At 56.2% G+C, this 20677-nt stretch carries 20 protein-coding genes and 1 tRNA gene; 9 read left to right on the top strand and 12 right to left on the bottom strand.

Going from position 1 to position 20677, the window contains the following annotated elements; all coding sequences use genetic code 11:
* Positions 1 to 11 precede the first annotated feature (11 nt).
* Genes ACZ1G7_RS02580 through ACZ1G7_RS02590 form a run of 3 tightly spaced genes read right to left on the bottom strand, consistent with a single transcriptional unit; the run spans position 12 to position 1124 of the window.
* Positions 12 to 380 carry a Lin0512 family protein gene (locus tag ACZ1G7_RS02580; protein ID WP_472662068.1) on the bottom strand — a complete coding sequence of 123 codons (369 nt, stop codon included), beginning with the start codon at positions 378 to 380 and terminating at the stop codon, positions 12 to 14.
* Positions 377 to 727: a Lin0512 family protein gene (locus ACZ1G7_RS02585; RefSeq protein WP_472662069.1), complete on the bottom strand. Its 351-nt coding sequence runs from the start codon at positions 725 to 727 to the stop codon at positions 377 to 379. Before ACZ1G7_RS02585 ends, ACZ1G7_RS02580 begins: the two co-directional genes overlap by 4 nt.
* Positions 702 to 1124: a bleomycin resistance protein gene (locus tag ACZ1G7_RS02590; RefSeq protein ID WP_472662070.1), complete on the bottom strand. Its 423-nt coding sequence runs from the start codon at positions 1122 to 1124 to the stop codon at positions 702 to 704. Before ACZ1G7_RS02590 ends, ACZ1G7_RS02585 begins: the two co-directional genes overlap by 26 nt.
* Before the next feature lie 288 nt (positions 1125 to 1412).
* Between ACZ1G7_RS02590 and ACZ1G7_RS02595 the strand changes: the two genes are divergently transcribed.
* Positions 1413 to 3170, top strand: coding sequence for an acetolactate synthase 3 large subunit (locus ACZ1G7_RS02595; protein ID WP_472662071.1), 1758 nt, complete (start codon positions 1413 to 1415; stop codon positions 3168 to 3170).
* Positions 3171 to 3174: 4 nt separating this feature from the next.
* Here the strand turns inward: ACZ1G7_RS02595 and ACZ1G7_RS02600 are convergent, their stop codons facing one another.
* Positions 3175 to 5208: an ATP-binding protein gene (locus tag ACZ1G7_RS02600; protein ID WP_472662073.1), complete on the bottom strand. Its 2034-nt coding sequence runs from the start codon at positions 5206 to 5208 to the stop codon at positions 3175 to 3177.
* Positions 5209 to 5381: 173 nt separating this feature from the next.
* Here ACZ1G7_RS02600 and ilvN point away from each other — a divergent pair, with 173 nt between their 5' ends.
* Positions 5382 to 5945 carry an acetolactate synthase small subunit gene (gene ilvN, locus ACZ1G7_RS02605; RefSeq protein WP_472662075.1) on the top strand — a complete coding sequence of 188 codons (564 nt, stop codon included), beginning with the start codon at positions 5382 to 5384 and terminating at the stop codon, positions 5943 to 5945.
* 270 nt (positions 5946 to 6215) lie between these two features.
* Here the strand turns inward: ilvN and ACZ1G7_RS02610 are convergent, their stop codons facing one another.
* Together ACZ1G7_RS02610 and ACZ1G7_RS02615 are read right to left on the bottom strand one after the other, a co-directional pair.
* Positions 6216 to 6452 carry an EF-hand domain-containing protein gene (locus tag ACZ1G7_RS02610; RefSeq protein WP_472662077.1) on the bottom strand — a complete coding sequence of 79 codons (237 nt, stop codon included), beginning with the start codon at positions 6450 to 6452 and terminating at the stop codon, positions 6216 to 6218.
* Between the two features lie 9 nt (positions 6453 to 6461).
* The gene (locus tag ACZ1G7_RS02615; protein WP_472662079.1) at positions 6462 to 6791 is read right to left on the bottom strand and encodes a hypothetical protein; all 330 of its coding nucleotides are present in this window, start codon (positions 6789 to 6791) and stop codon (positions 6462 to 6464) included.
* A gap of 15 nt (positions 6792 to 6806) precedes the next feature.
* Between ACZ1G7_RS02615 and ACZ1G7_RS02620 the strand changes: the two genes are divergently transcribed.
* Together ACZ1G7_RS02620 and ACZ1G7_RS02625 are read left to right on the top strand one after the other, a co-directional pair.
* The gene (locus tag ACZ1G7_RS02620; RefSeq protein WP_472662081.1) at positions 6807 to 7961 is read left to right on the top strand and encodes an aromatic ring-hydroxylating oxygenase subunit alpha; all 1155 of its coding nucleotides are present in this window, start codon (positions 6807 to 6809) and stop codon (positions 7959 to 7961) included.
* Positions 7948 to 8166 carry a hypothetical protein gene (locus ACZ1G7_RS02625; RefSeq protein WP_472662082.1) on the top strand — a complete coding sequence of 73 codons (219 nt, stop codon included), beginning with the start codon at positions 7948 to 7950 and terminating at the stop codon, positions 8164 to 8166. Before ACZ1G7_RS02620 ends, ACZ1G7_RS02625 begins: the two co-directional genes overlap by 14 nt.
* A 6-nt stretch (positions 8167 to 8172) precedes the next feature.
* On the opposite strand, the gene ACZ1G7_RS02630 is transcribed toward ACZ1G7_RS02625, so the two are convergent.
* From ACZ1G7_RS02630 to pdxH, 6 genes are all read right to left on the bottom strand, one after another.
* Entirely contained in the window at positions 8173 to 8394 is a 222-nt protein-coding gene (locus ACZ1G7_RS02630) for a hypothetical protein (RefSeq protein ID WP_472662084.1), read from the bottom strand.
* Positions 8395 to 8806: 412 nt separating this feature from the next.
* Entirely contained in the window at positions 8807 to 12502 is a 3696-nt protein-coding gene (locus ACZ1G7_RS02635; RefSeq protein WP_472662085.1) for a vitamin B12-dependent ribonucleotide reductase, read from the bottom strand.
* 760 nt (positions 12503 to 13262) lie between these two features.
* Positions 13263 to 13340: transfer RNA gene (locus ACZ1G7_RS02640), tRNA-Pro, on the bottom strand.
* A gap of 73 nt (positions 13341 to 13413) precedes the next feature.
* Entirely contained in the window at positions 13414 to 13869 is a 456-nt protein-coding gene (locus ACZ1G7_RS02645) for a DUF192 domain-containing protein (protein ID WP_472662087.1), read from the bottom strand.
* A 19-nt stretch (positions 13870 to 13888) separates the two neighbouring features.
* On the bottom strand, positions 13889 to 14416 hold the full coding sequence (locus tag ACZ1G7_RS02650; RefSeq protein ID WP_472663653.1) for a cold-shock protein: 528 nt from the start codon (positions 14414 to 14416) through the stop codon (positions 13889 to 13891).
* Between the two features lie 172 nt (positions 14417 to 14588).
* Positions 14589 to 15194 carry a pyridoxamine 5'-phosphate oxidase gene (gene pdxH, locus ACZ1G7_RS02655; RefSeq protein ID WP_472662089.1) on the bottom strand — a complete coding sequence of 202 codons (606 nt, stop codon included), beginning with the start codon at positions 15192 to 15194 and terminating at the stop codon, positions 14589 to 14591.
* A 163-nt stretch (positions 15195 to 15357) separates the two neighbouring features.
* Between pdxH and fabI the strand changes: the two genes are divergently transcribed.
* From fabI to ACZ1G7_RS02680, 5 genes are all read left to right on the top strand, one after another.
* The gene (gene fabI, locus ACZ1G7_RS02660; protein WP_472662090.1) at positions 15358 to 16164 is read left to right on the top strand and encodes an enoyl-ACP reductase FabI; all 807 of its coding nucleotides are present in this window, start codon (positions 15358 to 15360) and stop codon (positions 16162 to 16164) included.
* A gap of 5 nt (positions 16165 to 16169) precedes the next feature.
* On the top strand, positions 16170 to 16916 hold the full coding sequence (locus ACZ1G7_RS02665) for a L,D-transpeptidase family protein (RefSeq protein WP_472662091.1): 747 nt from the start codon (positions 16170 to 16172) through the stop codon (positions 16914 to 16916).
* Between the two features lie 60 nt (positions 16917 to 16976).
* Positions 16977 to 17483, top strand: coding sequence for a xanthine phosphoribosyltransferase (gpt, locus tag ACZ1G7_RS02670; protein WP_472662093.1), 507 nt, complete (start codon positions 16977 to 16979; stop codon positions 17481 to 17483).
* A 29-nt stretch (positions 17484 to 17512) separates the two neighbouring features.
* A complete protein-coding gene (locus tag ACZ1G7_RS02675; protein WP_472662094.1) occupies positions 17513 to 18694 on the top strand; it encodes an aminotransferase in 1182 nt (393 codons plus the stop codon).
* Between the two features lie 75 nt (positions 18695 to 18769).
* Positions 18770 to 20677 (top strand): peptidylprolyl isomerase, encoded by a 1908-nt coding sequence (locus tag ACZ1G7_RS02680; RefSeq protein WP_472662096.1) that lies wholly within the window; start codon positions 18770 to 18772, stop codon positions 20675 to 20677.

Consider the following 20677-nt stretch of genomic DNA (forward strand, 5'->3'; position numbering starts at 1 on the left):
AACCTCAGGGTTCAGCTGTCGCTCAACCGCCACTTCGTCTGGTCAATGGGCAAGTAAGCTTCGATGGCGGCAGTCGCGATGACATGGGTTTGGTCATTTTCCGGGTCATGCACATTTAGCCCGCCAAGAACCCCTGTCACCTGCGCGTTGCCGCGCGGAAGTTCAGCTGTGAGAACCTCCAAGTCTAGCTTGTCAGGTTCTTGTACGCCGATGGTCACGGAGACGCGCATCTCGTCGTGGCTGAGCCCAAGAGATTTGAACAAAACGATGGACGAATGATGTAGTGCGTCCTGGATCGCGCGCTTCGCGGCCTTGGTATAGTCCATACCGTAAAGGTCATTGCCCGTGCCCATTTCAAGGATCAACCGTTGCTCGCTCATGCTGCGGGCTCCATATCAAAGCTCACACAGATCGCCGCATTTGCGATCACGGTCACACCGGTGCCATCTGGTTTGGGGATATCCAGCCCGCCTTTGACCACTTTTATCTGCGGTTGCCCGTAGGGAAAGACGTCCAGAAGTTTCGCTGTATCAATCGCGTCTGGTTCTTGAACCCCGATTTCAACGTCGATCAACATCGCCTCCTTGGGGAACCCAAAGGCGGGCGCCACGCTAACTGAATTGTGCCAAAGCGCATCTTTGATCGCGCGCAACGCGGCTTCGGTATAGTCCATCCGCCGCAGCGAGCTGCCCATGCCAAACTCATTCAGTACCCGTGTCTTGGCCATCACCGCCCTCCTGACTGCTGTCATAAGGATGGGCCATACCAAAAAGCAGAAGGCAAGCCCCTTCGTCGATCACATGGAATTCGCGTTGATTGTAAAACTGATTGAACGGCACCCGAACACGTCCATCGGGCAAATCGGCCAAACGCGGCGCGACATCATCCCAAAGCGCATCAATATCATCGACGTCAATATAGACCATCTGTTGGCGGCGTTCATCACTCAGGTCTTGGTCCGTTTCCAACAGCCTGATCGCCGCCCCGTCACGACGCATGAATGCATAGCCCGGCTCATCGCTTTGAAACCCCAGCTCAAACCCCAGCCGATCACGAAAGAAAGCGATCTGTGCGTCGATGTCGTTGCAATGCAGAAATGGTGTGATCTGGGTCATTCGGGGCATTTTTGGCATTCCTCTTTCGCGTTCTTTTGATTGTGGCGGTCATTGCGCAATAAAAATACCACAAAAAAGCACCACGCGACATATTATTCAGCGTTTTGGCTGTTGACGCCCTGCCCCGCACTGATAATGTCGCTGCACTTATTAAGGAGCCTGACATGACCGAGGTGGTCGTCATTCTAGGATATTGGCGCATGGGTCGTTAACGCGACAACCATTTCGGTACCCCATGCGCCCCCGCCAAGATCGGGGGCTTTTTTATGGAACACAGGACGTAAACGGAGAGAACAGATGACACGTCAAATGACCGGAGCAGAAATCATTGTCCAAGCCTTGATCGATCAGGGTGTGGACACGATCTTTGGCTATCCTGGCGGCGCCGCTCTACCGATTTACGACGAGCTGTTTCAGCAAGACAAAATCAAACATATCCTCGTGCGTCACGAACAAGGTGCGGCGCATATGGCTGAGGGCTACGCGCGATCAACCGGCAAACCCGGTGTTGTTCTTGTGACCTCTGGACCGGGTGCGACCAATACTGTGACAGGTCTGACGGATGCGCTGCTCGATTCCGTTCCGATGATCGTGCTGACGGCGCAAGTTCCAACCTTTATGATTGGGACCGATGCGTTTCAGGAAGCCGACACCGTCGGCATCACCCGTCCTTGCACGAAACACAATTACCTTGTGAAGGATACAGAAGGTTTGGCGGAGGTTGTCCACCAAGCCTTTCACGTTGCCACAAACGGGCGCCCCGGTCCGGTTTTGATTGATATCCCCAAGGATGTTCAGTTCGCGAAGGGAGTGTATTCGCCCAAAAACAAGGCGTCGACCGGACATTACGCCCCAAAACTCAAGGGTGATCTGGATCAGATCCAAAAGCTCGCCAAATTGATGGAAACCGCCAAGCGCCCGATCATCTATTCGGGCGGCGGCGTGATCAACTCGGGCGACAGCGCGACAGCATTGCTGCGTGAACTGGCGAAGGAGACGAATTTCCCCGTCACTTCAACCCTGATGGGGCTTGGCTGCTACCCGGCTTCCGGGCCGCAATGGATGGGCATGCTGGGGATGCACGGCCTCTACGAAGCCAACTTGGCGATGCATGATTGCGACCTGATGATCAACATTGGCGCGCGGTTTGACGACCGGATTACCGGACGCATCGATGCGTTCAGCCCGAAATCCAAAAAGGCTCATATCGATATCGATCCGTCTTCGATCAACAAGGTGATCCATGTTGATGTACCGATCATTGGCGATGTTGCTCATGTGCTTGAGGACTTGCTGCGCGTTTGGAAATCGAACGGGCGCAAAACCAATGTCGAAGGCCTGACTAAATGGTGGGAGCAAATTGAGAAATGGCGTGCGATCCGGTGCTTGGATTACAAAAACTCCGAGACCGTCATCAAACCGCAATATGCGCTGCAACGCCTTGAAGCGCTGACCAAAGATCGCAAGGACCGCTACATTACGACCGAAGTTGGCCAGCATCAGATGTGGGCTGCGCAATACTTAGGTTTTGACGATCCTAATCGTTGGATGACATCCGGCGGGTTGGGTACGATGGGATACGGCTTGCCCGCATCAATCGGGGTTCAGGTCGCGCATCCGGACGCGTTGGTCATCAACGTGGCGGGCGAAGCATCTTGGCTGATGAATATGCAAGAAATGGGTACAGCGCGGCAGTTCAACTTGCCGGTCAAACAGTTTATCTTGAATAATGAACGGCTTGGCATGGTTCGCCAGTGGCAGGACTTGCTGCATGGCAATCGGTATTCGCATAGCTGGTCAGAAGCCCTGCCGGACTTCATGCTCTTGGCGCAGGCCTTTGGGGCGAAAGGCATTCTGGTTTCTGATCCGTCCGATATGGATGACGCGATCATGGAGATGCTCAACCATGATGGGCCGGTTATTTTTGATTGTCTGGTCGAGAAGCACGAAAACTGTTTCCCTATGATCCCATCTGGTGCGCCTCACAACGAGATGTTGTTGGGGGATGCCAATGTCGAAGACGCTATTGGCGACAGCGGCGCGGTGCTTGTTTAAGAGGTCAGGCGCGCTGCGACAGCGGCGCGTCTGGTTCCACGACAAGGGCGTTCAAGCATCTTGAAAGATCCTCTAAGCGGATCGGTTTCGTCAAAAAATCATCCATTCCAGCGTCAAAACAGCTTTGACGGTCGCTTTCAAACGCATTGCCCGTCAAGGCAACTATTTTGGTCGGCGTACGGTTGGTGGTCCGTTCATTTTCTCGGATCGTACGGGCCGCGTCTAATCCACTCATTTCAGGCATCGACAGGTCCATGAAGACAATGTCGAACTGAGCGTCATTGAGGCGCATACAGGCATCTTTGCCATTTGAAACGATTTCTGGGCTGATGCCGTGTCGTTCCAGCATTTTTTTCGCAACAAATTGGTTTGTTTTGTTGTCCTCCGCCAGCAAGACACGACACTCTGGGAGCTGGATCAAAGCCGTGTCGCTCTCGCGTTTGCCGGGCGCGATTGGCAGTTTGCTTTCGGGCAACGGAATGGTCGCCTTGAAGCTTGTGCCCTCGCCATCGACGGAGGTCACTTCAACTTGCCCCTTCATCGTCTCAATGAGGTTTTTGGTAATCGCAAGTCCTAGGCCTGTGCCTTCAAACTCTCGGTGCAAGCCTGTTTGAACCTGTTCAAAAGAATTGAAAATCTTGTCAATTTTGTCGGCCGGGATTCCGATGCCAGTGTCTGAGACTTCAAATTCGACCATGAACGGCCCATCGCGGCGCACTTTCAAAGTAACGGATCCCTCAAGGGTAAATTTGACAGCGTTCCCCATTAGGTTGACCAAGATCTGACGAAGCCGCTGTTTGTCGCCGGTCACCACGGGCGCAATGTTGGGGTCCAGGTCCAAATTCAACGCGATCCCTTTCAGGCGCGTGATCGGCTTCATCAATTGATGCACCTCGCGTGCCAGGTCGGGTAAATCCAATGCTTCATTGGCCAGGGCCAGCCTGCCCGCTTCAATCTTCGAGAAATCCAAAATATCGCCGATCAGTTCGGTCAGCGCAGTCGCTGACCGACGAATGGTTTCCACATACTCTATTTGTTCGTCATTCAGATCAGTGCTTTCAAGCAGATCGGCGACGCCAACGATGCCATTCATCGGAGTTCTGATCTCGTGGCTCATCGTGGCAAGAAAGTTTGATTTTGCTTTGTTGGCCAGTTCGGCATCGCGGCGCGCGTTTTCAAGAAGTTCGGTACGGGCACGCAGCTTCGTCACATCACTATGAACAATGACTGTGCCGCCTTCCGGGCGCGGAATGCCCTTCACCTCAAGGCTGAGTCCGTTCGAGGCAAGGTTCAATTCGAACACGTCGCCACTAAACAAAGCATCCGGATCAGTGTTCAGATGTTCTTGTGCAATATCGCCGCGTGCGCTCAAAAACGCGCTGAGATCACTGACGCGCATGCCGGGATACGCTTCATTTTCGGCTAGGTTCATCAGCTTGCGATAGGCAGGATTGAGAAACTGTATCTCGTTTTCCGGGTCGCGCATATTGGTGTGGCTAGTGACCAGAAGCCCCTCCCCCAAAGCTTCCAAAATCTCGGCCAGCAACCGGTTTGATGCCGCAAGATCAGCGTTACGCTGCGAGAGCGCCGCCTCCAACTCAACAGTCCGGTTTTGAAGGGAAGACAGAAGCGAGCCGTTTTCTTCGGCCATCTGCATGGCTCGGGTCAGATGAAACGTAACGCCACTATAACCCGTGAATGCCCCACTTGGATCGTATTGCGGATAAGCGCTGTCCAACAGAATTGCGCTTTCCCCTGAAATCATGATCCGTTCATAATTGACAGCTTCAACGGGCAAGCGTTTCCGCAGAAGGTCGTGATACTCGGCCAGCCCACCTTCGGTATCTCCACGCCCAAATTGCGGGTTGAGGATGTTAACGCCGACAAGGTCCTCTGGCGAAAAACTTGTCACGCGGCGCAAGCTCTCGCTTGCAAAGGTCAGGTTGTAGTTGCCATCCGTTTCCCAAAACCAGATCGGCAAAGACCGCGCGAGATCATGCAACTGGCTCCGGCTTTGCTCTTCAAGCAATTGGCGCATGCTGAGCTTTTGATCTGGCAAAGGTGTTTGCAAAGGAGACTCTCACTATCGGTATGCCGGGAATACGCTGAAAAAAGTGAAGAAACGCTTAGCAATTGGACGAGTTTGACTGGCTCCTGCCACATCAAATGCGTAGTCTCACGCAAACGCTGAACTTAAAGACCGGAAATGCAATGTCCCCGTTGAACATCAAAAAAGGCACGTCGCGGAAGTCGGCCTATGATTTAAAAGACCCGCATGCAGATGTGATCGAACGCCATACCTTGGCTTGTATCGTGTCAAACGAAGCGGGTGTCTTGGCGCGGGTGATCGGGCTGTTTTCGGGGCGCGGCTACAATATCGAAAGCCTTACTGTCGCTGAAATTGATCATGAAGGGCACCGGTCGCGTATCACGGTTGTTACCACGGGTACGCCCGAAGTTATCCAGCAAATCAAGGCGCAGCTGGGCCGTATGGTGCCGGTTTATGACGTGCATGATCTCACCGAAGAAGGCGCATCTGTGGAACGCGAGCTGGCCCTTTTCAAGGTTGCGGGATCTGGTGAAAAACGTATCGAAATGCTGCGTTTGGCAGAGATCTTCCGCGCTAATGTCGTTGATAGCACCTTGGAAAGCTTTGTTTTCGAGATGACCGGTACGTCGGAAAAAATTGACGCTTTTGCCGATTTGATGCGGCCCTTGGGGTTGGTTGAGCTGGCCCGGACCGGCGTCGCCGCTTTGTCACGCGGCGCGACTTGAACGAAGACGAGACCAATCAAAATTAAAGAAAGGGCCAAGGGCTTTTGGCCCTTGGCCCCGCGAATACAGCATCGGGTGCGTGACCTCGTTGGGTCGCTGGGGGCGATGTGCATTCGCAACATGGCCCGGACACGCACTGGGGAGGTTCAGAGCGTGTCCAGGGGGCTGTTTTCAAAGTTGCGGTCGGCGCTTCGCCCGAGGCAGATCATCAAAAGCGACGACCGCAACCCGCAACCTCCGCAAAGTCAGAGGTTGCGTTTTTTCAACGCCTTAGGCTTCTGGGATCAGGCCCGCGTCGATGGCCGCAGCCATTTCCGCCTCATCGACAACGCCGTCGCCGTTGACGTCAATTGCGCCAAAACCTTCTTCGGTCAGTGTCGGGTAGACCGCCAGCAGTTCGGTAAAAGATGCGACCCCGTCACCATCCGTGTCGAGATCAGCAACCGCAGCGAATGCCCCGCCAGCCAGTAATGCGCCCATGGCAAAAGTGGTCAAAAACTTAGTCATAACAGCCTCCTAGAGTGCTTGTTTAAAGTGCAGGCGTGCCTGTTTGGCCGCCATGACGGTAATGTGGCGTCGCGAACCGGCTAAGTCAGGGGGCAGTGGTTCGGGCATGAAAATCCGCTGGGAGCTGCCGGTTGCGGCCATTTTTTCAAGCGCCAGATTGCCAAAAAAGGGGGTCTTTTCCGCCCGCCGCCATATCGGCGGGAAATGTCGTATCGCCGCCCGCGCAACCGGCAAGTTCTGTCCGGGCGCCGCAAATGCTGCGAGTCGCCATGGGAATTCAATTTGTCGCAGTGCGAAAAGTTTTTCAGGGTAAATCGGGCTTGAATAAGCAAATCTCAACCGCCGGAGCTTTGCATGTCCACAGATCTGTCAGGCGTAAACCGCCCCATCGCGCAGGCAAATGGTCTGCCCAACGCCCATTACATCGACGAACAAGTGTTTGCAGAGGAATGCGATGCGGTGCTTTTTGCCAATTGGGCTGGGTTGGCTGTGGGCGCCGATGTGCCCGAGCCGGGTGATGCCAAGCCGATCACGTTTCTTGGGCTGCCATTGCTGCTCATCCGGGACAAGGATGGCCAGGTCCGGGTGTTTCAAAACACCTGTCGGCATCGCGGTATGATCCTGGTCTCCGAGCCGCGCAAGATCGAAGGCGCGATCCGCTGCCCCTATCACTCGTGGTGCTACTCGACCAAGGGCAAGCTGGTTGCGACCCCGCATGTTGGCGGGCCGGGTCAAAACGCGCATCCCGACATGGATCGCGATACTTTGGGCCTGATCGAGCTGCGCAGCCATATCTGGCGCGACGTGGTCTTTATCAATGTCAGCGGTACCGCCGCCCCGTTTGAAGACGTGCATGCCGACCTCATCAAACGATGGGCAGAGTTTGACCAACCAATGTATCACGGCGGGTCCGGCTCTAAATTCGAGCTTTCCGTACAAACCAACTACAAGCTAGCCGTTGAGAACTACTGCGAAAGTTATCACCTGCCTTGGGTGCATCCCGGCCTGAACAGCTATTCACGGCTGGAGGATCACTACAATATCTCAGAGCCGGGCAAGTTTTCCGGCCAAGGCACACTGGTCTACCGCCAGTTCGAAGGGGATGGCGGCAAAAAGTTCCCGGATTTCGCGGGGCTCAGCGATAGCTGGGATGAGGGGGCTGAATATATCACCGTCTACCCCAACGTGTTGATGGGCGCGCAACGCGATCATGCTTTTGCCATCGTGTTGGAACCGCGCGCTGTCGATCACACTGTCGAGCATATCCACCTCTACTACGCAGCGCCCAAGGTCAACGCGGACATGCTGGCCAAAAACACAGCGCTCTGGAAAGAGGTGTTTGAGGAAGACATTTTCGTGGTCGAAGGCATGCAGAAAGGCCGCTACGGACCGGGGTTTGATGGCGGGCGCTTCAGCCCGGCGATGGATGGGCCGACACATTGCTTCCACGCTTGGGTGGCGGATCAGATCACGGCCTACCGGACATCGCGCGCGCATGCCGCGCAGTGATCTCGACGCGGCATTGATTGCGGCGCATCTTGCCGGCGACGGTGCAACGCTGATCACGCTCTATCGTGAGGCCGCACATCAAGCCAGCACTGAGGAGGCGCGCGGGTTCTATCTAACCCATGCCTATATCTTTGCGCTTGAAGCTGGTGACAGGCGAGCCACAGAACTCGATACGCAATTGCAGGAGATGGGTCGAAACAGCTAGAGCGCTCTATTCGCCTGCGACATGCGACAACGGCATATATTGCCCGGACAAGACCTTTGCGGCGATTGCGGCGTCAATTTCGACCTCGCGCAGCAAATAGATCGCGCCTTCAAGCCGCGTCTCCTGTGACGGGCATCCAATTTCGTCAACGACGTGTATCTGTGTGAAACACTCACCCGCATCGCTGCGGAACATGAAACTGGTCGGGTTTTTTAGGAAATCGTCCATCCAAACCTCCGGTATGTCGACCCGGCCGATATGAGAACAATCGTCCCGCCGATGGGCGCAGTGCAGAACCACCAAAGTCGGGATCCGGTCACCCTCCGACGTTACAATCATACCACGTATGGTTTGTTTTTCCGATTTAATCACAGCACTAACCCTCTGGGTTTACCCTACGCTGGGCGCTACCGTCGCACTAGGGGAAAGGCGGCATTTCGTTACCAATTAAGACAATATTAATATCATAAGCGAAATTCCGCTCACTCTCCTAAATCCCCTTTATATTAAAGAAAAAAAGGGCACCCGAAGGTGCCCTCTAGTCTCGCTGATCAGGCTCATCGTTAGTACCGCCCGGTATCTTAATTGCCTGCGGCCTGATCCTCGTCGCGCGGCAGGCGAACCCGCCGCGGTGTTCCTTTTAGCTACACCCGCTGGTCCCACCACAAGTGTTGCACTTCATGCAGGTGCCGTTGCGCACCAGTGTGTAGTTTCCGCACTCGCCACAGGCCTCGCCTTCATAGCCTTGCATCTTCGCTTTGGTCCTCGCGTCCATTGAAACGCCGCCAGACGCCACTGCCGTGCTGGCGCCCAAGGGCGGTGTCGTCGACACCTCGGGCACCAAGGTCTGCAGCGTTGCCACCGGATCGCTGGAGCTGTCCAGCGCCATGGCCCCGGCCAGCCCGCCCTGCAGAACCTGCAGTTCTTGCGGGACCCGCTTCCGCAGATAACCGGTAGAGCTGATTTGCTTCAGCACTTCCAAGGATTTGGACGCCGCGTTTTCACCAAGCTCAGCGATGTTGACTTTGCCCTCATCCTCGCCACGGCCCAGATCGTCGAAAGTCTCACCGGTCGGCTTCACATGCGCCAGATCGGTGCGATCCAGATAGGACACGGCCAGCTCACGGAAGATGTAGTCCAGCACCGACGTCGCGTTCTTGATCGAGTCGTTGCCTTGAACCATGCCTGCAGGCTCAAACTTGGTGAAGGTGAAGGCGTCCACGAACTCCTCCAACGGTACGCCGTATTGAAGACCGACGGAGACCGCGATTGCGAAGTTGTTCATCATCGCCCGGAAGCCTGCGCCTTCCTTATGCATGTCGATGAAGATCTCGCCCAGTTGGCCGTCTTCGTACTCGCCGGTGCGCAGGTAGACCTTGTGCCCGCCGACATTGGCCTTCTGGGTATAGCCCTTCCGGCGGTGCGGCATGCGTGTGCGGGCTTGCGCCTTCTCGACCTCTTTAATCACGATCTTCTCGATGATCTTCTCGGCCAGAACTTCTGCCTTCTCCATCGGTGAGCCGCTTTCCAGCACCTCAGCCGCGTCGTCGTCGTCTTCGACAAGTGCCGCCGCCAGAGGTTGCGACAGCTTCGAGCCGTCGCGGTACAAAGCATTCGCCTTGATCGCCAGTGACCAGCTGAGCTCATAGGCCTTCTGGCAATCTTCAATGGTCGCGTCATTCGGCATGTTGATCGTCTTGGAAATCGCGCCGGAGATGAAGCTTTGTGCCGCAGCCATCATATAGATGTGGCTGTCGACGCTCAGGTAGCGTTTGCCGATCTTGCCGCATGGGTTGGCGCAATCGAACACGCTGTAGTGCTTTTCTTGCAGATGCGGCGCGCCTTCCAGCGTCATCGTCCCGCAGACATGGTCATTGGCATGGGTGATTTGCTCTTTCGAGAACCCCAGATGCGTCAGCATGTCGAAGCCCGGATCGTTCAGCTTTTCAGCCGGGATGCCCAGCGTGCCGGTGCAGAATTCCTCACCCAGCGTCCATTGGTTGAACACAAAGCGGATGTCGAAGGCACTTGGCAAGGCAGCTTCGATCTTGGCCAGCTCAGCCTCCCCGAACCCGTGACCCACCAAGGATGTATGGTTGATGCCCGGTGCGTTGCCCAGTGTCGCATGGCCCACAGCGTAGGAGATGATCTCTTCCACTTCGCTCGACTTGTAGCCAAGCGTTTCCAACGCTGCCGGAACGGAACGGTTGATGATCTTGAAGTAACCGCCGCCCGCAAGCTTTTTGAACTTCACCAGCGCGAAGTCTGGTTCAATACCTGTGGTGTCACAATCCATGACCAGACCGATCGTGCCGGTTGGCGCGATGACGGAGACCTGCGCGTTGCGGTAGCCGTGTTTCTCACCCAGTGCGAGCGCCTCGTCCCAAGCGGCCGTCGCCAAAGCAATCAGGTCCGTGTCGGGGCAGGATGCGTGGTCCAGCGCCAGCGGGTTTGTCGCCAGCTTCTCGTAGCCTTCATCATTGCCATGCGCCGCGTTGCGGTGGTTGCGGATCACACGCAGCATATGCTCAGCGTTCTTGGCGTAACCCGGGAACGGGCCCAGCTCTTTGGCGATCTCAGCGGAAGTCGCGTAAGACACGCCGGTCAACAGCGCAGTCAGTGCGCCGCACATGGACCGACCTTCATCTGAATCGTAGCCGTAGCCCATATTCATCAGCAATCCGCCGATATTGGCGTAGCCCAGACCCAACGTGCGGAAGTCGTAGGACCGCTGCGCAATCGCAGGCGACGGGAATTGCGCCATCATCACAGAGATTTCCAGCGTCACGGTCCACAGGCGCGTGGCGTGCATGTAAAGCTCAGCATTGAACTTGCCGTCTGTGTAGAAGGTCAGCAGGTTCATCGAAGCAAGGTTACAGGCCGTATCGTCAAGGAACATATATTCCGAGCACGGGTTCGAACCACGGATCGCGCCATCTTCTGGGCATGTGTGCCAGTCATTGACAGTGTCGTGATACTGGATGCCTGGATCGGCACAGGCCCATGCGGCGTGGCCCACCTTTTCCCACAAATCGCGGGCTTTGATGGTTTTTGTGGGCTTGCCGGTTGTACGAGACAGCAATTCCCAATCGCCATCAGCCTCGACCGCTTTCAAGAACGCATCCGTCACCCGGATCGAGTTGTTGGAATTCTGGCCAGAGACCGAATTATACGCTTCGGAGTCCCAGTCTGTGTCGTAGGTCGGGAATTCAATCGATGTGTAGCCCTGCTTTGCGTAGTCCAGCACGCGCTTAACGTAAGTCTCTGGGATCGCGACTTTTTTGGCTTCGCGGATCGCGCCTTTAAGTGTTTCGTTGGTTTTCGGGTCAACCGCATCTTCCAGTTTACCGTCCCAGGCTTTGATCGCCTTGAAAATCTCGTTCAGCTTCTGCTCGTGCATTTTCGAGCCCGCGACGATGGACGCTACCTTCTGCTCTTCTAGCACCTTCCAGTCGATGAATTCTTCGATATCCGGGTGGTCCGCGTCGACAATCACCATCTTGGCCGCGCGGCGCGTTGTGCCGCCCGATTTGATCGCACCAGCGGCGCGGTCGCCGATTTTCAGAAAGCCCATCAAGCCTGACGATTTACCACCGCCCGACAGCGGCTCATTCGCGGCGCGCAGGCTTGAGAAGTTGGTGCCCGTGCCAGAGCCGTATTTAAACAAGCGCGCCTCGCGGACCCAAAGGTCCATGATGCCGCCATCGTTTACCAAGTCATCCGAGACAGACTGGATAAAGCAGGCATGCGGCTGCGGGTGCTCGTATGAGGATTTCGACTTCGTCAACTTACCAGTTTCAAAGTCAACATAGTGGTGACCTTGGGCCGGACCGTCGATTCCATAGGCCCAGTGCAAACCGGTGTTGAACCACTGTGGCGAATTCGGCGCGGCCATTTGTTTGGCCAGCATAACGCGCATCTCGTCATAGTAAGCTTGGGCGTCTTCTTCAGTGGTGAAGTAGCCACCTTTCCAGCCCCAGTAGCACCATGCCCCGGCCAAGCGGTCGAACACTTGTTTGGCTGAGCTTTCGCCACCAACACGTTGATCTTCTGGCAACTTCTTCAAAGCAGCCTCATCCGCGACGGACCGTTGAAGGAAGGCTGGTACACCTTTTTCTTTCACCTTCTTCAGTCGAGCAGGAACGCCTGCTTTGCGAAAATATTTCTGTGCGATGACATCGGAGGCAACTTGGCTCCAGCTCGCAGGTATCTCGACCTCGTCCAGCTTGAACACGATGGTGCCATCTGGATTGCGGATTTCAGAAGTGGTTGTGGTAAATTCCAACGCAGAATACGCGTCTTTCCCTGCTTCCGTCAGCTTACGGTCGATTTTCATCAATACATCCTTACCTGCATGGCTTGCGCCTAATCTTTGTCTATTTGGCCTGCCTCATGCGGGCCTCGGGTCGATGTCAGAGAAAGGCTTTCCGTTGCCGGCCCAGAAAGGCCGTCATGGCACCTGTACGATGCTCACTTGATTGGATTTGTCCCCGTCCCTGTCGCCACCGTGCTCTGTACAAGATAACTAAATGTGGTGGCTGCCTTATCAGCCCGCACAACTTGCGGGATTTGCAGGCCCAGCGTCAACGTAATTTTTACCACAAGTTTGGCGTTTTACCGGTTGACCAAGTGGGTCGATAATTCGGGCAAAAAATGGTAACCCTTTCTTAACCTGATGAGCGGGAAAAAAACAAAGGCAAGAGGCATACTTACCGGTTTCAGCTGCAAGATCGCTTGAACAATCCACAGATTCGTTCCCAGTGTTTTCCCCTTCCTAGTGGCTCCAAAAATTTTTCACACAAGATATGGGGGTGTCGCAAAAGTGTTACCAAATGGCAGCGCTGCCCGCGGATTGGGTTAATTTCAAACCACTCAGTTTAGTTATACGGACGCCCGCAATGTCTATATCTAGTCATTGTCGAAGAATCAGCGATGTGAAGATGATGCGAGAGAAAACGCGTTTTCGCCCCGTTCATTCGTGCCATCGGATCCCGATCACCTGCCAAAGTGCGGCGGACGTTCCGCAACGCGCAGCGCTACCTCCGCGATGCGCGGGCAACCGGAAAGAAACTATTTTTATGTGAGAGATTTACAGATGGTCGGGGCGAGAAGATTCTGAACTTCCGACCCCCTGTACCCAAAACAGGTGCGCTACCAGGCTGCGCCACGCCCCGTCCATCTGTGAGAGGCTTCCTAAACCCGATTGCCGCGTTTGGAAAGTCCTAACTTGGTGTCAGGCGAAGAGAATTACGAGCTCTCCTCACAGGGCCAAGCGGCCGCCTCCTGTGGCATGTCAGGATGGCGCAATTGCGACCCGGTGGTGATGCCAAGTCGGGCGCTCATACCGCCATTCAGCTCTAAAACCGACAAAAGCGGTTCCCGTCCACCTGAAATCGGCGTCTCATCCAGCGGGATCGCGTTTTCATGGATATGAACAACCGTGCCGCTGGTATCTATGAACAGCATATCCAGCGGTATAAGTGTGTTGCGCATCCAAAAGGCCAAGGGCTGCGCTGTTTCGTAGATAAACAGCATACCGGACATGCGTGGCATGCTTTCGCGGTGCATCAACCCGCGTGCGCGCTCGCCCGGATCATCAGCAATTTCAACCTTAAAGCGGACCTTGCCCCAGTCGCCGCGTAGGTCAACATGCTCGACACTGCACAAAGCAGGAGCGCCTACCGCAGTAGACGCCCACACCATTGCAGCCCATGCCGCTAGTTTAATCGTTGGTGATCGCATAATCCCAGGCGTGCACTTCAGCTGCCATCTGGCCGCGTTCACCGTCGACGATGCGTAGGCTGACCGCCTCGCCCGCTTCCAGATCCGCCAAACCACAGCTGCGCAGGACTTCAATATGCAGGAAGATGTCGTTCTTCTCGCCAAACGCATTGGCGAAGCCAAACCCTTTGGCTTTGTCGAACCATTTTACGCGCGCCGGCGTAAGTGCAACGTCATCAAGATTGTCAGCGGTGATATCAAAGCCCGAAGCTTCTGTCGTCGCCGGTGGTGTGACTGAGATCACCTCAATCGCCTGCAAGCCGCGCTCTGTGCGTTGCACTTCCAGCTCGACCGCCGAAGCGTCTGCCACTGATCCCTGTCCGAAGTTGCGCAAAACGTTGGCGTGCAACAATATATCTGGCCCGCCCGCATCTGCGACCACGAAGCCAAATCCCTTTGCGGCGTCAAACCACTTAACTTGTCCAGTTACGCGGGTTGAGTCGCCCGCGATTTCTAGTGTTTCTGTCATCCAAGATGTGTCGAAAGAATCGACACCCCCAAGCCTGCCCATGAGCATCCTCACTTTTTATATATGTGTGGCATTTTCCCACGGAATTGCATTTTAAGATAGGTACGTATTTCCTGTCCTGCGAGTTTTTATGTGCAAAAAAGCACAGACTTCGTGAAAGATTGCGCAGTCGTCATGGATTTAACCGCAAAATCTCCCACTTTTCTTCAGGTAAAGCGCGTTTCCACCTAAACCTGTCGTGTAACCTAAAGGCACCATCAGCCCAGAATTCGATCTCTGTCGGAACCAAGCGGTAGCCTCCCCAATGCGGCGGGCGCTCTGGATTGGCGCCCTTTTCGGCGGTCATTTTTGCGACTTTTGCCATCAACGCGGCGCGCGATTTCAAAGGCCGCGATTGGTCCGACGCCCAGGCCCCGATCCGACTTTTGAGCGAACGCGACGCGTAGTATGCATCCGCCGCAGCGCCGTCTTCCTTGCTCACAGTACCACGGACGCGCACTTGGCGCCGAAGTGACTTCCAATGGACAACAAAGGCCGCTTTCCCAGAGGCCTCAAGTTCATGAGCTTTGGTCCCGTCATAGTTGGTGTAAAACACAAAAGCGTCGTTCTCGATATCCTTTAGAAGCACCATGCGCACATTCGGCAAGCCGCCGCCGTCGACAGTCGCGAGCGCAATTGCGTTGGGATCATTTGGCTCCGAAGCCTCGGCCTCGCTCAGCCACGACCGAAAGATCTCAAACGGGTTGTCACCCGAAAAGATGCCAGATCTGTCAGACATGGTTAAGAAACCTCACGATAGCCGTCCCCCCAGACGTATCGGCAACTATTGACCCAAAGTTGATATGAAAACAACCGTGACGCCACGTCTGCCCATGCGCTTGAAGCCCTGCTTGCTTTGCCCTACACCAAATTGAACCAGAAAATTCACGCGAGGAGCAGTAATGTCGAATGGTTTGATGGCGGGAAAACGCGGCCTAATAATGGGCGTCGCCAATGACAAATCTATCGCTTGGGGCATTGCGAAAGCCTGCGCCGATGCGGGCGCGGAGATTGCGTTTTCCTATCAGGGCGAGGCGCTGCTGAAACGCGTACGCCCGCTGGCCGATAGCATTGGCGCGAAACATGTGCTGCCTTGCGATGTAGGTGACCCCGCTTCGATTGACGCGCTGTTTGCGGTTCTGAAAGAAGACTGGGGTGACCTTGACTTCGTCGTTCATGCTATTGGTTTTTCTGATAAAAATGAACTCCGCGGTCGTTACGTCGACACCAGCCCTGAGAATTTCCGCATGTCCATGGACATCTCGGTCTTCTCCTTCACAGCTGTCGCGCAGCGCGCCGAGAAAATGATGCCAAATGGCGGCTCCCTGCTGACGCTCACCTATTACGGCGCGGAAAAGGTCATGCCCCATTACAACGTGATGGGCGTTGCCAAGGCGGCGCTAGAGGCATCGGTCAAATATCTGGCCGAAGATCTGGGCAAGGACAATATTCGCGTCAACGCGATCTCAGCCGGAACCATCAAAACGCTCGCAGCTTCCGGCATCGGGGATTTCCGCTACATCATGAAGTGGAACGAATATAACGCCCCATTGCGCCGCACCGTGACGCAGGAAGAGGTCGGAAATTCCGCGCTCTACCTGCTCTCGGACCTCAGCACAGCTGTCACCGGCGAGGTGTTGCACGTCGATTCTGGCTACCACGTGGTCGGTATGAAAGCCGTTGACGCGCCAGACATCGAAAAGGGCTAGCGGCGTTGCGCCATGTCGCATCGGCTGCTCTGACGCTGATCTGTCTTGGCGCAATTGGGGTGGCGCTTTTTCTGGGACAAAGCAGCTTGCGCGATGACATCGAAGACTATCTCGGGCGCGACGCCAACATCGCTGAAATCCGTGTCGCGCAAAAAGCTTTCCTGACACCTAAGTTGAACGCCAAAGGACTTAGCTTTGGTGCACCCACCTACCTGCGGATATTCAAGGAAGAGGCAGAACTCGAAGTCTGGCTCCGCGACGATACGGGCTACAAGCTTTGGAAGACCTATCCGATCTGCAATTTCTCAGGCGATCTGGGGCCAAAATTACGCGAAGGTGATCGACAGTCGCCGGAAGGGTTCTACAAGGTTGGGCTCGCCGCGCTGAACCCCAATTCCAGCTACCATCTGTCATTCAATCTGGGCTTCCCAAATCCATATGACCGCGCCAAATTGCGCACCGGCAGCTATTTGATGGTGCATGGCGATTGCCGCTCGGTCGGCTGCTACGCGATGACCGACCCGGCGATTGAACAAATCTACGTGCTAGTCGAGGCCGCTTTGCGCGCGGGCCAGGACAGCGTCCCGGTGCACGCCTTCCCGTTTAGGATGACCCCGCAACGCATGACGCGGGCACAGGACAACGAATGGTTTGGTTTCTGGAAGGAATTGCAGCCCGCCTATCTGGCATTTGAACAAACCGGCGAGCCGCCCAAGATCGCGCAACGCCAAGGCCGCTACGTCCTCCAATGAAGGCTTCCCACGCCGCTCAATTCGAAATATCACATCCCCAAACCGATGAAAGGGAGCGCCATGACCGACACCAACCGCCTGCCCCATGAAAAAGGCTTCCATATCAGCTGGGACCAGATCCACCGCGACAGCCGCGCGCTTGCATGGCGGCTCGATGGGCATGGGCCGGATGATGGGGCATGGAAAGCGGTTGTGGCGATCACCCGGGGCGGCATGGCGCCCGCAATGATTGCCGCGCGGGAGCTCGACATCCGCACGGTCGACACGATTTCGATCAAATCCTACGACCATCAGTCGCAATCGGAGGCAAAAGTTCTCAAAAAGCCCGATGATACGATGATGGGCGACGGCACAGGCATTCTGATCATCGACGATCTGGTCGATAGCGGCAAAACTCTTGAGGTCGTACGCGCCCTCTACCCCAATGCGCATTTCGCCACAGTCTATGCCAAACCGAAAGGACGCCCGCAGGTCGACACGTTCATTACCGAGGTCAGCCAAGACACGTGGATCTTCTTTCCATGGGACATGGCGATGCAATATGTGAAGCCGTATCGCGGCGAATAACTTCTGATGCTTAGCGATTGGACCTGAATATGACGCTTCTCAACCCGAACATGGCCGCTACATTCCCGCCCCCGGTCATGGAGGCGCGTCGCTGGGTTGATGGCGTCACTTTCCCCGACAACCAGCCCTTGATCAATGTCAGCCAGGCCGCCCCGGTTGACCCGCCACCCTCTGAGCTGCGCGCCGCCATGGCGCAATTCGTGCTGGAAGACGACGAGACGCATTTATACGGGCCGGTTCTTGGCTTGCCGGGCTTGCGCGCCGAGGTCGCATCGCAATGGGCGGCGGCTTATGGCGGCGCAATTTCACCGGATCAGGTCGCGATCACCTCCGGGTGCAATCAGGCCTTTGCTGCCACCATCGCGACACTCGCCGCCCCCGGTGATGAGGTCATCCTACCGACGCCTTGGTATTTCAATCACAAGATGTGGCTCGACATGGGGGGCATCACCTCTGTGCCATTGCACACCGGCCCCGGTCTGGTCCCTTCCGCTGATGATGCAGCCCAACTTATCACATCAAAGACACGCGCTATAGCATTGGTATCGCCAAACAATCCGGGCGGCGTGGAATATCCGTCCGAGACGCTCAGCGCGTTCCGCGACCTCTGCCGTGCACAAGGCATCGCGTTGATCGTCGATGAAACCTACCGCGATTTCGACAGCCGTGAAGGCGCGCCGCACACACTCTTTCGGGACTCCTATTGGGACGGCACGCTTATTCAGCTCTACAGTTTTTCCAAAGCCTACCGGCTGACAGGTCACCGGGTCGGCGCCATGGTCGCGCATCCTGACCGGCTGGCCGAGGCGGAAAAGTTCCTCGACACGGTCGCGATCTGCCCCAACCAACTTGGTCAGCGCGCGGCGCTTTGGGGCATGCAAAATCTCGGCCCATGGCTGGCCGAACAACGCCTTGAAATCCTTGATCGGGCCGCCGCCATTCAAGATGGCTTTCCGGTGCTGGCCGAAAAAGGCTGGCAGCTTGAAGGCTGCGGCGCTTATTTCGCGTGGATGCGGCACCCGTTTGACATGCCGTCTGATCAGCTGGCCCAGAAGATGGTGCGCGATATTGGCGTGCTATGCCTGCCCGGCACCATGTTTGTGCCCGAAGGGGATCGCAGCGGTGACTCCGCATTGCGCATTGCTTTTGCCAATATCGACCGCGCCGGGATCGAGGCACTTTACACCCGTCTGGCCGCGTTGAAAGCCTAGCACGCAATCGGGCGCTTGCCCCCTTCCCCGCAACGGTTTACCAACGCCGAAACCGCAGTGGAAGGCAGCGCAGTTATGGCCAAAAAATCGGATATCAAAGCCCCCGGCAGCTCGATGCGGCGCGGCAGTGCGGGCAGGGTTTTTGTGTGGATCATTCTGGTGCTGCTGATCCTGGGGCTGGCGGGCTTTGGGGCCAATAGCCTTGGCGGCTCGATCACCTCTATCGGGTCGGTCGGCAAGACCGAGATCACCGTGCAAGACTTCCAACGCGCATTGCAGCAAGAGATTAATTTCGAATCCCGCCGTCGTGGCGCGCCGCTCAGCCTGCAACAGGCCCGCGCGGAAGGCGTTGACCAACGCGTCATCGAAGTGCTCGCCGGCACCGCTGCGCTGTCGGAAGAAACCAAAGAGCTTGGCATTTCCGTCGGCGACGAAGAGGTCGCCAACCAACTGCGCACAATTCCCGCCTTCCAAGGCGCAGGCGGGCAGTTCAATCGCGACAGCTACGAATTCGCATTGCGCCAAAACGGCGTCAACGCCGCGGATTTTGAAGAAGAATTGCGCGTCGGCGCAGCACGCACCTTGATGCAGCAAAGCGTGACCGGCGGGCTGACCGTGTCCGAAACTTACGCCCAAACGCTCTACAATTACGTGGCGGAGGAACGCAGCTTCCGCTGGGCCCCAATCGACGCAAGCCTTGTGGCTGATGAGATCACCGAGCCGACCGATGCCGATCTGGTAGAATTCCACGACACTCAGGGCGCCTTGTTCCTCACGCCCGAGCTGCGCCGCGTGACTTACGCATGGCTCACACCCGAAATGCTACTGGAAACCATCGAGGTGGACGAAACTGCGCTACGAGAGCTTTACGACGAACGCGCCAGCGATTTTAACCGCCCCGAACGCCGCCTCGTCGAACGTCTGGGCTTTCAGGACATGGCCGCGGCCGAGGGCGCCAAAGCGCAGCTTGACGCAGGGGAGACCACGTTTGAACGGCTCGTTGACGAGCGTGGCCTGACGCTGGACGATGTGGACCAAGGCGAAGTCTCGCGTGAAGATTTGGCAGGCAATATCGCCGAGGCTGTGTTTGCCTTGGATGAGCCCGGCATCAGCGCGCCGGTTCAAACCTCCCTCGGCCCAGTGCTCTACCGCATCAACGCCGTTCTTGAAGCCTCTACCACGACGTTCGAACAAGCGCGTCTTGGCCTGACCGCCGAATACACAGCCGACCGCGCCCGTCGGATCATCGAAGAAGAAATAACCGTGATCGATGACCTTCTAGTCGGCGGCGCGACGCTGGAAGAACTGGCTGATGAGACGCCGATGCAGTTGGGCACGCTCAACATGGCGGCTGACACAACTGACGACATCGCTGCCTATGACGTGTTCCGCGAAGAAGTGGCGCGCCTCAGTGACGGCGATTTCCCGGAAGTACGGGAGCTGACAGATGGCGGCATTTTCGCCGTGCGTCTCGACGAAATTGTCCCGCCGTCAACACCGCCTTTGGCCGATATTCGCGATCAAGTGGCTGAGGCTTGGGTCGCAGATCAAACAGCGCAAAAACTGGCCGCATTGGGCACCGACATGGCAGAGCAGCTGCGCGCAGGCACCCGCATGGCGTCCATGGACCTCGCAGCGACAGCGGAACGCAACATCAACCGTGGCGATTTCATCGACGGCGCGCCGGTTGGAATGGTCACTGAGATTTTTGACCTCGAACCCGGCGGCGTGACATTCGTGCAAGGGCCAGATGGTCGCTCCGCCCTGGTTGAGCTGACAGATATCGCAATGCCGGACATGACGACTGACGCGGCAGCAAATTTTGCGGCGCAATTGAACGCGTCAGCCTCCCAAGGCATCGCCGCTGATGTCTTCGCAGTGTTCAGTGAGGCGGTTCGTGCCCGTCACGGTCTGACCCTTGATCAAACCGCGATCAACGCCGTGCTGTCTCAGCTGGGCGGCGGCGGACACGGCGGGAACTAA

This window comes from Litoreibacter sp. JB4-2 (assembly GCF_055693445.1).